This is a genomic window from Spongiactinospora gelatinilytica (assembly GCF_003236385.1).
In the GTDB taxonomy this organism is placed as follows: Bacteria; Actinomycetota; Actinomycetes; order Streptosporangiales; family Streptosporangiaceae; genus Spongiactinospora; species Spongiactinospora gelatinilytica.
Map to the genome: position 1 here is coordinate 1 of NZ_POUA01000233.1, position 12,369 is coordinate 12,369.

At 71.2% G+C, this 12,369-nt stretch carries 11 protein-coding genes; 3 read left to right on the forward strand and 8 right to left on the reverse strand.

What is annotated here, in order from left to right; genetic code table 11:
* Positions 1-1,135, reverse strand: a 1,135-nt coding sequence (locus tag C1I98_RS25375) for a S1 family peptidase (protein ID WP_111169941.1), incomplete at its 3' end; no start/stop codon positions are given.
* Between the two features lie 279 nt (positions 1,136-1,414).
* On the opposite strand from C1I98_RS25375, the gene C1I98_RS25380 reads away from it, so the two are divergent.
* Together C1I98_RS25380 and C1I98_RS25385 are read left to right on the forward strand one after the other, a co-directional pair.
* Entirely contained in the window at positions 1,415-2,209 is a 795-nt protein-coding gene (locus tag C1I98_RS25380) for a hypothetical protein (RefSeq protein ID WP_146607620.1), read from the forward strand.
* A gap of 60 nt (positions 2,210-2,269) precedes the next feature.
* On the forward strand, positions 2,270-3,289 hold the full coding sequence (locus tag C1I98_RS25385; protein ID WP_111169943.1) for a sigma-70 family RNA polymerase sigma factor: 1,020 nt from the start codon (positions 2,270-2,272) through the stop codon (positions 3,287-3,289).
* Positions 3,290-3,317: 28 nt separating this feature from the next.
* Here C1I98_RS25385 and C1I98_RS25390 read toward each other — a convergent pair whose 3' ends face one another.
* Genes C1I98_RS25390 through C1I98_RS25420 form a run of 7 tightly spaced genes read right to left on the reverse strand, consistent with a single transcriptional unit; the run spans position 3,318 to position 10,708 of the window.
* Positions 3,318-3,653 carry a HEAT repeat domain-containing protein gene (locus C1I98_RS25390; protein WP_111169944.1) on the reverse strand — a complete coding sequence of 112 codons (336 nt, stop codon included), beginning with the start codon at positions 3,651-3,653 and terminating at the stop codon, positions 3,318-3,320.
* Between the two features lie 35 nt (positions 3,654-3,688).
* A complete protein-coding gene (locus tag C1I98_RS25395; protein WP_111169945.1) occupies positions 3,689-4,741 on the reverse strand; it encodes a sugar phosphate isomerase/epimerase family protein in 1,053 nt (350 codons plus the stop codon).
* 15 nt (positions 4,742-4,756) lie between these two features.
* Positions 4,757-5,902 (reverse strand): Gfo/Idh/MocA family protein, encoded by a 1,146-nt coding sequence (locus tag C1I98_RS25400; RefSeq protein WP_233508168.1) that lies wholly within the window; start codon positions 5,900-5,902, stop codon positions 4,757-4,759.
* Positions 5,903-5,916: 14 nt separating this feature from the next.
* Positions 5,917-6,978, reverse strand: a complete 1,062-nt coding sequence (locus C1I98_RS25405; protein ID WP_111169946.1) for an ABC transporter substrate-binding protein — start codon at positions 6,976-6,978, stop codon at positions 5,917-5,919.
* A 22-nt stretch (positions 6,979-7,000) separates the two neighbouring features.
* Complete coding sequence (locus tag C1I98_RS25410) at positions 7,001-7,999, reverse strand: ABC transporter permease (protein WP_111169947.1); 999 nt, start codon at positions 7,997-7,999, stop codon at positions 7,001-7,003.
* Entirely contained in the window at positions 7,992-9,515 is a 1,524-nt protein-coding gene (locus C1I98_RS25415) for a sugar ABC transporter ATP-binding protein (RefSeq protein ID WP_111169948.1), read from the reverse strand. The genes C1I98_RS25410 and C1I98_RS25415 overlap by 8 nt, the downstream gene beginning before the upstream one ends.
* Positions 9,512-10,708 carry an ROK family transcriptional regulator gene (locus C1I98_RS25420; RefSeq protein ID WP_111169949.1) on the reverse strand — a complete coding sequence of 399 codons (1,197 nt, stop codon included), beginning with the start codon at positions 10,706-10,708 and terminating at the stop codon, positions 9,512-9,514. Before C1I98_RS25420 ends, C1I98_RS25415 begins: the two co-directional genes overlap by 4 nt.
* Positions 10,709-11,045: 337 nt before the next feature.
* Here C1I98_RS25420 and C1I98_RS25425 point away from each other — a divergent pair, with 337 nt between their 5' ends.
* Positions 11,046-12,104, forward strand: a complete 1,059-nt coding sequence (locus C1I98_RS25425) for an NAD(P)H-dependent amine dehydrogenase family protein (protein WP_111169950.1) — start codon at positions 11,046-11,048, stop codon at positions 12,102-12,104.
* Positions 12,105-12,369 lie beyond the last annotated feature (265 nt).

Genomic DNA, 12,369 nt, shown 5'->3' on the forward strand with positions numbered 1-12,369 from the left:
GGGCGGGGGTGGTGATCAGGGTGACGCCGTAGGTGGCCAGGGGCCGGGCGATCGGCTGGAAGAAGCTGGTCGGGTTGCCCTGGGAGGGGTCTGAGCCGATCGAGGCGATCCCCAGGGCCTGACCGGTCTTCTTGTCCCAATCGACGGCGACGTACGGTGCGCCCGAATCACCGGGGTAGAGGCTGATGTTCGTGCGGGTCAGGCCGTTGAGCACGCCGTTGGGGAGGTTCACGGTGGCGTTGAGCTGCTGCACCTTGCCGCACCGCCAGTTGCGCTCCAGGGTGTAGGAGCAGATCGTGCTGCCGACCGGGACCTGTCCGTGTCCCTTGATGAGGACCTCCTGGTGCGGTGCCCGGCCGATCAGGCCCGATCCCGGTCTGCCGGCGACCAGTCTCACATAGGCGAAGTCGTTGGTGGGGAAGACGGATCCCGCGACCGTGCCGAGGGGTCGGGGCGGCGTGGACCGCGCGTCGGTCACCCGGCTTCCCGCCGCGCCGCAGTGCCCGGCCGTGATGAACCCCTGCTCCGTCGTCCCGCGCTTCACCGTGAAGCCGACCACACAGCGGGCGCTGCCGTTGAAGGCGATCGGGTCGCCGCCGCGGACGTCGTCGCTACGCGGCAGGGGCCGCTCGCTGGTCGCCTCGACCCGTACGGCGGCGCGGTCCACTCCGGCCGCACGTACGAACGCCTCACCCTTCGCGGTGTCGGCGGCGAGCACCACCACGCTGTTCGTCCGCGGTTCCACGTACCAGACGCGGACCGCCTGGTCGATGGGCCGGGTCCGGTCGAGCCGGTCCATGATCGCGTCGAGGCTCGCCTGTGACCGTGCCACGACCGTGGCCCGGACGCCCGCCGCGGTCAGCCGGGCGACGTCGGCCGCGTCCGTGGTGGCCACCACCAGCCTGCCGCCGTCATCGATCCAGGACCCGCCGAACCGATCCCCCAGCCCGGCCCGCAGGCCGGGCTCGACCTGCGCCGCCCGCCTCTCCAAGGCCAGCCGGGCGGACGCCTCGGCGGTCAGCCCCTGCGCGGGCCCCGGCGGCTCGGCCGGGAGTGCCTGGGCGGGGGTGGCGGTGACTACGAGGACGCCTGCCGCGAGCGCCAGGCCCACGGTCTTCCAGCGGCGTCTGTCCATGGCGGACTCCTCCCGGTGGCGGTGCCGCAACGGTACGGCGCGACGCCGCGGCCAGGAGCTACCAGTATTGTCATCCCACCGTGGTATATGACCGATCGACGAATCGGTGATTCCAGCACAGCGCGACTTCGGGGGATGGTTGGCGCGGCCTGGTCGCCGCCCGCCCTGTGGTGCCGCCAGGTGGAGGTCGCTCTGCCCTGACCGCGATCTGTGCCAGAGGCGTGATCACGTCGCGACCCGCCCCGGCGAGGACGGGTTCAGAGGGAAGGGGTGTCGCAGATGCTCGATCGAATCCTCAGGGCGGTTCTCATCGTGATCGCCATGGTGGCGATCACCGCGGCGGACGGCTCGGGACGCCTCGGAGCCGCCGCCCCCGCCGATCCGGTCGACGCGCTCAGGCGTCAGTTCGCCGCCGGCCGGGGCGTCATGGTGACCACGAAGCTCACCGTCACCAAGAAGGGCGAGACGATCGAGCTGGGCAGCGCCGGAGCGGCCGACTTCGGCCCGCGGGGGATCACCGCCACAGACCTCACCGCGACCATGCCGGCCGGGGTGTTCTCCGCTTTCACGGGGGCGGGTCCGCGGGTCGTCACCGTCAAGGGTTACCGGTACATCAAGGACGACACGGCGCGGGAGTCGAGGGGGTGGCAGGAGAGCGGCGACGATGCCGTGCGCCCCTGCCTGGACGCCACCTGGACGCTGCTCGCCGACCCGGCCATGCTCGCGGCGGTACTGGCCACCACCACGGGCAGGAGCCGGGCGGGCGTCTACGACGGCACTCCCACCGTGCTGCACGAGGGCGTCATCACGCTGGGTGCGCTCCACCGGGCCTGCCCGCAGCCGTGCGACCGCCTCGATCCGGCGGAGCCGCAGGGCGCGACGGCGGGGGCGAAGGTGTCCTGGCGTATGTGGATCGGCGAGGACCTTCTGGTACGCCGGGCGTGGGCGGCGTGGGACGGCGTGTCCGAGACGGGCCGGATCCTCTACACCCAGGTGGCCGACGCCCGGATGACCGCCTGGGGCACCCGGCCCGGCATCGAGATCCCGCGAGCGAGCGGCGGGCGGGCGGGCTAGGGAAGATCCTCCAGGTGAGAGCGGTCGGCCAGCCCTCGCGATGAGGCAGAATCGTCTCTTGTGAGCGAAGTATCCGAACTCCCTGATGTGGCGTGCGCGCGAGCGGGGGATGACGCCGCCTTCGGCAGGCTGGTCGCGCCGCTGCGCCGGGAGCTGCACGCCCACTGTTACCGGATGCTCGGTTCGGCGCACGATGCCGACGACGCGCTCCAGGACGCGCTGCTCCGGGCCTGGCGGGGGCTCGCCCGCTTCGAGGGCCGCGGTTCGGTGCGGTCGTGGCTCTACACCGTGGCCACCCGTACCTGCCTGGACCTCATCGAGGCGCGTGGCAGGCGGGCGCTGCCGATGGACCTCGGCCCGGCGAGCGAGCGCGCGGTCATCGGCGGCGCGGTGCGTACCGAGATCGCCTGGCTCGGCCCCTACCCGGATGCGGAGCTGCCCGAGGGCGCCGCCCACCCCGACGCCCGCTACGAGCAGCGCGAGGCCGTCGAGCTGGCCTTCGTCGCCACCCTCCAGCACCTGCCCGGCAACCAGCGGGCGGCGCTGCTGCTGTTCGAAGTGCTCGGCTTCTCCGCCGCCGAGATCGCGGACGCGATGGACACCTCGGTCGCGTCGGTCAACAGCGCCCTGCAACGCGCCCGCGCCATCGTCCACGCCAAGATCCCCGCCCCGAGCCGGCAGCGGGCGCTTCACAAGATCGGCGACGCGCGGCTGCGCGAGATCGTCACGGGCTACGCCACCGCGCTGGAGCGCGGCGACGCCGACGCGCTGGTCGCCCTGCTGACCGAGGACGTCACCTGGTCGATGCCGCCGATCCCGCACTGGTACCACGGCATCGAGGCGGTCACCGACTTCGCGGTGCGGGTGCCGCTGGCCACCTGCGGGTCCTGGCGGCATCGCCACGTCAGCGCGAACGGCCGGCCCGCCGTGGCCTGCTACCTGCGCAGGGACGGCACGGACGAGCATCGCGCCTGGTCGATCAATGTGCTGACGTTGCGCGGCGACCGGATCGGCGAGATCACCTCCTTCCTCGGCGGCGAGCACTTCGCGCGCTTCGGACTGCCCACCGTACTGGGCTGAAGCGCCCGCCGCACTGCGTCGAGAGCCGTCAGCCCTCCTCGGGCCGCGCCCGCCACAGCACCTGCCGCGCCTCCTGGCCGGGCAGCCGCCGCAGGCCGCGCAGCGCCCAGTACCGGAACGCCTCGTCCTCGCCCTCCGCCAGCTCGGTCAGCAACGGCAACGCCGACAACGACCTCGCCTCGACGATCAACTCCAGCAACCGGCAGCGAAACCCGTGGTCTTCGTCGTCCTCGTCGCGAAACTCGGCGATCAGCTCGCCCACGTGCTCGCCGGCGTGCGGCCACAACAGGAAGAAGCCGTCCTCGCGCTGCTGCGGATCGCTGCACCGCATGAGTCGCATGGCCTCGATAAACCGCTGCGTCATTCGGTAAAGGCTAGCCGGGAAATGCGAATCAGCCTTCATACTTGGCGATGAATAGGTAACCCCACCGATGAGCGCGCGGCTCGGGGCGCCGTGAACACCGCGTCGAACGCGGCCCGTGGCGGAGTGATCGCGTTCAGCTCGCGGACGAACGCCAGCGCCTCCGGCGCCCCCATCAGCCGGTCCATCCCCGCGTCCTCCCACTCCACGGAGATCGGCCCGGCGTACCCGATCGTGTTCAGGGCGCGGAAGCAGTCCTCCCACGGCACGTCGCCGCGGCCGGTGGAGACGAAGTCCCAGCCGCGCCGCGGGTCGCCCCACGGCAGGTGCGAGGAGAGCCGCCCACGCCGGCCGTCGCCGCAGCGGATCTTGGTGTCCTTGCAGTCCACGTGGTAGATCCGGTCGGCGAAGTCGAGGACGAAGTCCGCCGGGTCGAGCTGCTGCCACAGCATGTGCGAGGGGTCCCAGTTGAGGCCGAACGCCGGGCGGCGGCCGACCGCCGCGAGGGTCGCGACGGTCGTGTGGTGGTCGTAGGCGATCTCGCTCGGGTGCACCTCCAGCGCGAACCGCACCCCGACCTCGTCGAAGACGTCGAGGATCGGGTTCCAGCGGGCGGCGAAGCCGGCATAGCCGTCCTCGATCACCGACGCGGGGACCGGCGGGAACATCGCCACGGTGTGCCAGATGGGCGAGCCGGTGAACCCCACGACGGTGCCGACGCCGAGCCGGGCGGCGGCCCGCGCGGTGTTCGCGATCTCCTCGGCGGCCCGCCGCCGCACGCCTTCCGGCTCGCCGTCCCCCCAGATCCGGGCGGGCAGGATCGCCCGGTGACGCTCGTCGATGAGGTGGTCGCACACGGCCTGGCCGACCAGGTGGTTGGAGATCGCCCACACCTTCAGGCCGTGCTCCGCAAGGATCTCCAGCCTGCGCGGGATGTAGGAATCGTCGACCAGGGCCCTGTCCACCTCGAAGTGGTCGCCCCAGCAGGCGATCTCCAGGCCGTCGTACCCCCAGCCCGCGGCGAGCCGGCAGACCTCCTCGAACGGCAGGTCGGCCCACTGGCCGGTGAACAACGTGATGGGTCTGGTCATCTCACTCACTTCCCCTCATACGGCCGTCCACCGGCTCTCCTCGGCGGCGCTGCGTTCCACGGCGGCCAGCACCCGCTGCACCCGCAGGCCGTCCTCGAAGGACGGCTCCGGATCGCTTTCGGCGGCGATGGCCGAAAGGAAGTCCCTGACCTCGTGGGTGAAGGTGTGCTCGTACCCGAGCCCGTGCCCGGGCGGCCACCAGGCGTCCAGGTACGGGTGGCCGGGCTCGGTCACGATGATCTTCCGGAAGCCGCCCTCCTCGCCGGGCAGGGTCGCGTCGTGGAACCACAGCTCGTTCATCGCCTCGAAGTCGAAGGACAGGCTGCCGAGCGAGCCGTTGATCTCCATCCGCAGCGAGTTCTTGCGCCCGGTGGCGAACCTGGTGGCCTCGAAGGACGCCAGCGCGCCCCCGGTCAGCCGGGCGATGAACAGCGCCGCGTCGTCCACGGTCACCGGGCCCGTGCCCGGGGCGCCGGGCAGCGGGCGCTTCTTGACGAACGTCTCGGTCAGCGCCGACACGCCGGTCACCTGCTGCCCGGTGACGAACGCCACCGTGTCCACGACGTGCGCCCCGATGTCGCCGAGCGCCCCCGATCCGGCCTTCTCCCTGCGCAGCCGCCACACCAGCGGATGTTCCGGATCGACCAGCCAGTCCTGGAGGTAGATCGCTCTGACGTGGCGGATTTCGCCGAGCCGGCCGTCGGCGACCAGGCGGCGGGCCAGCGCGACGGCCGGTACGCGCCGGTAGTTGAAGGCGACCATGGAACGCACGCCCCTGGCCGCCGCCGACCGCGCCGCTGCGGCCATCGCCTCGGCCTCGGCGACCGTGTTGGCCAGCGGTTTCTCGCACAACACGTGCTTGCCCGCGGCCAGCGCGGCGATGGCGATCTCGGCGTGCGAGTCGCCGGGCGTGCAGACGTCCACGATCGCCACGTCGTCGCGGTCGATGAGGTCCTTCCAGTCGCTTTCCACCGCCGCCCAGCCGAAGCGCCGCGCCGCGGCCTCGGCATGGTCCTTCGACCTGCCCGCCAGCGCCGCCAGCGCGGGCCGTACCGGCAGGTCGTAGAACGCGCCGACGCTGCGCCACGCCTGGGAGTGGACCCTGCCCATGAAGGCGTAGCCCACCATGCCGACGCCCAGCGCCGGTCTGCGGTCCTGCACGTGATTTCCCCCGATCAGGACTCGAATCCGAGCGGTAGGTACCGCTCGACGTTCTCCCTGGTGATGGTCTCGGACGCGAGCGTGATCGACTGTGGCACCTGGTTCTCCACAAGGTCGCTCATACCCTTGCCCTGCGCGATCAGCCTGGCCAGCTTGACGGCGGACGAGGCCATGCTGGGGCTGTAGGTGACGGTGGCCTTGAGCACGGAGTCCGGTTTCTGGATCTCGCGCATGGCATTGGCCGACCCGGCCCCGCCGACCATCACGAACTCGTTCCGACCGGCCTCGTTGATCGCGGCGAGCACGCCGACGCCCTGGTCGTCGTCGTGGTTCCACAGCGCGTCGATCTTCTTGTGCGCCTGGAGCAGGTTGCTCGCCACCGAGGTGCCGGTCTCGACGGTGAACTGCGCGTCCTGCCTGGCGGTGACGCGGAAGCCGTAGGTCTTGAGCGCGTCGGCGAAGCCCTTGCTGCGGTCCTGGGTGAGCGGCAGCGTGGCGATGCCCTGGATCTCGACGATCACCGGGTCGGCGACGTTCTTCTCCTTCAGGGCCGTGCCGATGTAGTGTCCGGCGGCCACGCCCATGCCGTAGTTGTCGCCGCCGATCCAGGTCCGGTAGGAGAGCTTGTCGGGGAATACGCGGTCCAGGTTGACGACCGGGATGCCGGCGTCACTGGCCCTGCGGGCGATCTGGTTGAGCTGCTGACCGTCGTTGGGCAGGATCACCAGCGCGTTCACCTTGGCCGCGATCAGCGACTCGACGGCGGAGATCTGCTGGTTGATGTCGTTGGTCGGCTGGACCGGCTTGAACTTCACGTCGCCGAACCGCTTCGCGGTGGCCTCGGCGTTCTTGGCGATGGCCGCGATCCAGCCGTGGTCAGCGGCCGGGGCGGAAAAGCCGATCACCACCTTCTCGCCCGGTACGTCGTTGCCCCCGGTGGCGGCGGGCGCCGGGGAGGAGGCGGCGGCCTGGGGGGCAGCCTGGGGTTCGTTGCCGGTGCAGGCGGTGACGAGTGTCCCGGCGCCGACGACGGCGCCGCCGAGCAGGAATCCCCGCCGGCCGACGTTCTCGCTCATTGCTCTCTCCTACGGGTACGCGCTAGGTCCGGGATCGGAGACTCCGCCGTTGCAGCAGCACGGCGATGACGATGATCAGCCCCTTGGCGATGAGCTGATCGCTGGTGTTGAGGCCGTTGAGGATGAACAGGTTGGTGATCAGGGTGAAGATCAGCAGGCCGAGGATGGAGCCGCCGATCGTGCCCCGGCCGCCGGTCAGCAGGGTGCCGCCGATGATCACCGCGGCGATGGCGTCCAGCTCGTACAGGTCGCCGTGGGTGGAGGAGCCGGTGGTGGTACGGGCCATGATGATCACGGCGGCGATCCCGCAGCACAGCCCGGACAATCCGTACAGGAGCATGGTGTGCCTGCGCACGTCGATACCGGCCAGCTTGGCGGCCTCGGGGTTGCCGCCGACGGCGTAGGTGCGCCGCCCGAAGGTCGTACGGTTCAGTACGACCCACCCGGCCACCACCACGGCGGCGAACACGAACACGATCGGCGGCAGGCCGAGCACCCGCCCGCTGGACAGGTCCACCAGCGCGGAGTTGCCCGGCTGGACGAGCTGGGTACGCCGGTCCGACATGCGCTCGGCCAGCCCGCGCGCGGCCACCAGCATGGCCAGCGTCGCGATGAACGGCACCATCCGCCCGTAGGAGATGAGGAACCCGGACAGCAGCCCGGCCCCGGTGCCGACCAGCACGGCGCAGATCACCATCACCATCGGCCCGTAGGACTGCGTGGCCAGCGTGGTCGCCCACACCGAGGCGAGCGCCATCACCGCGCCCACCGACAGGTCGATGCCGCCGCCGATGATGACGAACGTCATGCCGACCGTGATCACGCCGATGGTCGCGGCCAGCGCCAGGACGGTGACCACGTTGGAGGTCGTGGCGAAGGTCTCCGGTACGGTCACCAGGCCGACGAGCGCCAGCAGCGCGAGCGCGAGCACCAGCCCGAGGTGCCGCGCCCGTCCGACGGCGCCGAGCAGGCCGGCCCCTGTGTACGGCCTGCCGGGCCGCCGGATCGAGTGGTTAGTCACCCGGTTCCTCCTTGTGCGGAGTGCTGTCCTGCGCGGCCATCACCAGGTCGAGCACCCGGTGTTCGTCCAGGTCGCGGGCGTCGGCCTCATGGACGACCGCGCCCTCCCTGATCACCAGCACCCGGTCGGCCAGGCCCAGCACCTCGGGCACCTCGCTGGAGATCAGCAGCACGCCGATCCCGGCGTCGGTGAGTCCGCGGATCACCGCGTACAGCTCGGCCCGCGCGCCCACGTCCACGCCGCGGGTCGGTTCGTCCAGGAGCAGCAGCCGGCGGCCGTTGATCAGCCAGCGGGCCAGCACCGCCTTCTGCTGGTTGCCGCCGGAGAGGGTCTTGACCGGCCGGTCGGGGTCGGGCGGGCGGATGTCCACGGCGTTGATCTGCGCGGCGGCGTCGGCGCGCTCGCGCCGCCGGTCAAGCCAGCCCAGACGGGAGTAGCGGGGCAGGCTGCCCAGGGTGATGTTGCGGGCCAGGCTCTCCTCCAGCAGCAGGGCCTGGGCCTTGCGCTCTTCGGGGGCCAGGCCCATGCCCAGCCGTACGGCACGCGTGACGCCGCCCCGCCCTACCGGACGCCCGTCCACGAACACCCGCCCGCCGGCCCCGCGCGCGCCGTAGACGGCCTCGGCGATCTCGGTACGGCCGGAGCCGACCAGCCCGGCCAGCCCGACGATCTCCCCGGCCCGCACCGAGAACGACACGCCGGAGAACACCCCGGGCACGGACAGGTCCTCGACCCGCAGCACCTCCGCGCCGAACGCCGCCTCGCGCCGGGGCGGGAACACGTACTCCACGTCGCGCCCGGTCATCAGCGACACGATCCGCCCGGTCGGGGTGTCGCGGGCGGGCAGCCCGGCGGCGGCGGTCCGGCCGTCCTTCAGCACGGTGACCCGGTCGCCGATCTCGCGGATCTCCTCCAGCCGGTGGGAGATGTAGACGACGGCGACGCCCTGCGCGGTCAGTTCGCGGATGACCCGGAACAGGCCCTGTACCTCGTCGTGGGCGAGCGCCGCGGACGGCTCGTCCATCACGATCACCCGGGCGTCATGGGACAGCGCCCTGGCCATGCTGACCACCTGCTTGCCCGCGGGGGCCAGCCGGCCGACCTCGATGGCCGGGGGGATCTCCGGATGGCCGAGCCGGGCCAGCAGCGCGGCGGTGGCCCGGTTCGCGGCGCGGCGGCGGGCGAAGCCGAAGGTCGCGTGCTCGTGGCCCAGGAACACGTTCTCGGCCACGCTGAGGCCGTCCACCAGGTCGAGCTCCTGGTAGATGGTGGCGATGCCGAGCCGGATGGCGTCGGTCGGGCCGGTCATCCGCACCTGCTCGCCGCCCAGGGTGATGGTGCCCTCGTCCGGCCGGTGCGCGCCCGCGAGGATCTTGATGAGCGTGGACTTGCCCGCGCCGTTCTGGCCGAGCAGGCAGTGGACCTCGCCCGCGCGCAGCGAGAAGTCCACGCCGGAGAGCGCCCGCACGCCGGGGAAGCCCTTGACGATCCCCTTCATGACCAGCAGTTCGCTCATGACGGCAGGGCTTCCATGATCCGGTTGATGTTGTCCGGGGCGAGGTAGTGCTCGATCGCCAGCAGCCCGGCCCCGAACGCCGCCGCGTCCACCCCGGTACGGCTGGGCGTGATCACCAGGTGGTGCGTGGCCAGCGGCAGGGATCTGCGGTAGATGGTCTCCCTGATCCCGGCCAGCAGGTGGTCATGGACCCTGGCCAGCGCTCCGCCGATCACGATGACCTCGGGGTTGAAGAAGTTGACCAGCCCGGCGAGCACCTCGCCGATGAGCCGGCCCGCCTCCCTGACCAGCCGCAACGCCTGGGTGTTGCCGCTCTGCACGAGCGCGACGACGTCGGCGCCGGTCTCGGCGGGGTAGCCGAGTTCGGTCAGCCGCCTGGCGAGCGCGGCCCCGCCCGCGACGGCCTCCAGGCAGGCGCTGTTGCCGCAGCGGCAGCCCGCGTCGTCGTGGCCGCTCACCCGGATGTGCCCGATGTCGCCCGCCGAGCCCTGCGCGCCGCGGTGCAGCCGTCCCCCGGCCACCACGCCGCAGCCGATCCCGGTGCCGACCTTGACGAACAGCAGGTAGCCGGTGCCGGGGAAGGCGTTGCGGTGCTCGCCGAGCGCCATCACGTTGACGTCGTTGTCGACCAGCACGGCGGCGTCGTGGCGACCGGCGAAGAACTCGGGGACGGGATACTCGTTCCAGCCCGGCATTATCGGCGGGTTGTTGGGGCGTCCGGTGGCGTGCTCGACCGGGCCGGGCACGCCGATGCCGATGGCCTTGAGCGTGGCGGGCGCGCGCCCCGCCTCGGCCAGCAGGCCCTTGATCCGCTCGTCGGCGTGGGCCAGCACGGCCTCCGGCCCCTCGGCGATCGGGATGGTGTCCTCGCGGGTGGCGAGTACCGTGCCGCCGATGTCCAGCAGGACCGTACGGCAGTGCGTCGCGCCGAGGTCCACGCCCGCGACGACGTGGCCCGCGGTGTGGAGGCGGAGCCTGCGCGGCGGGCGTCCGCCGGTGGACTCGCCGTTGTCGGTCTCCTCGACGAGCCCGTGTTCGATCAGCGCGTCCACCCGCTGCGAGACGGTGGATCTGGCCAGGCCGGTGACCTTGGCGAGGTCGGCGCGGGTGGTCGCGGAGCCAGTGCCGATCAGGGTGAGGACGTCGCCGGGCGACCCGGCGACCGTTCGCTCGTCGGCGGAACCGAACGTCATGCCTGGACAATAAATAACTACTTATCGCGATTTCAAGAGCCTAATCACCTGTGATAATACTGAAACATTACCGACTTACGTTGATCACCGAACAAAGAAGCGGTCCAAATCCGGGAACTTACGCCGACTTCCACCAGGAGGCTGATGTCCATAACGTCGGAAATGCGCACAGTATGCGCATATGCCCAGCTCAGCGATGGTCACCAGGATGCAATGTCGCGGATAGTGATCGGACGGTTAAATTTCTGCTAGAGTTTTCCACTTCCGTAGGGGCGCGGGGCGGTGTGCGCCGGCTTCACCCGCGGCCCGCCACCTGACACCGGGCTGGAGGCCATGCATGCCCGTACGGCCGCCCCTCCGAGTGGTCCAATGGGCCACGGGCGCAGTTGGACGGTTCTCCTTACGCGACGTCATCAGAAGACCCGACCTGGAGCTCACCGGCGTCCTGGTCTACGACCACGACAAGGTCGGCACCGACGCGGCCGAGCTGGTCGGCCTCTCCCCCTGCGGGATCAAATGCACCGACGACGTCGACCAGATCATGGCCCTCGACGCCGACTGCGTGCTGCACATGCCGCTGCCGTCGTCGTTCTTCCGCGGCGACCACGCGGGCGACACCGAGACGATCTCCGGTCTGCTCGCCTCGGGCAAGAACGTCATCACCACCACCGGCTACGTCTACCCCAAGGCGTACGGCACGGGTGTGCTCGACCGGCTCACCGCGGCCTGCCGCCAGGGCGGCACGACCCTGCACGGCACCGGCATCAACCCGGGCTTCATGAGCGACCTGCTGCCGCTCACCATGACCGGGCTGTCCAGCCGGGTGGATCACATCTACGTGCGCGAGACGTCCGACTTCGCCGGGCACCCGTCCCGCCAGGTGGTGGTGGACCTCATCGGGTTCACCCGCGGGCCGAAGGAGTACGCGGCCACGGTCCGGCCGTTCCGGGCCTTCCAGCGGGCGCTGTTCGCCGAGAGCGTCCAGCTCGTGGCCGACGCGCTGGGCGTGGTCCTGGACGAGGTGGAGGAGAGCGACGAATTCGAACTCGCCACCGAGGAGTTCGAGATCGCCGCCGGGGTCGTCGGCGCGGGCACGGTCAGCGCGTCGCGCTGGGTCTTCTCCGGGCTGGTGCGCGGCATGCCGTTCATGACCGTGGAGTGCGTCTACAAGGCCGACGCCCGCCAGGCTCCGCGCTGGCCGGACCCGGGGTTCACCGTGCACATCGAGGGCGTGCCGCAGATGATGATCACCATCGAGGAGGTCTCGCACGGACTGGCGGGCGCGGCGGCCCACGCGGTCAATTCGATCGCCGCCGTGTGCGCCGCCCCGCCCGGCATCCGCACCGTCCTGGACCTCCCTCTCATCACCGGCAGGGGAACCGTACGGCTGGCCTAGCGGTGCGGCGCGGCCGGCCGTACCGATCAGGTGGCGGCCTCAGGTGGCCACGACCCCGCGCGTCGCCACCTCCGCCTCGGTTCGAGGTCTCTTCGGGAAGGTGGCTTCATCGGGAAAGCGGGAACCACAGATCAGGCTCCCCGGGGACCCGCCGCGCCCGCCAGTCCGTGCGAGACCTCCTCGATGGTGATCATCATCTGCGGCACGCCCTCGATGTGCACGGTGAACCCCGGGTCCGGCCAGCGCGGAGCCTGGCGGGCGTCGG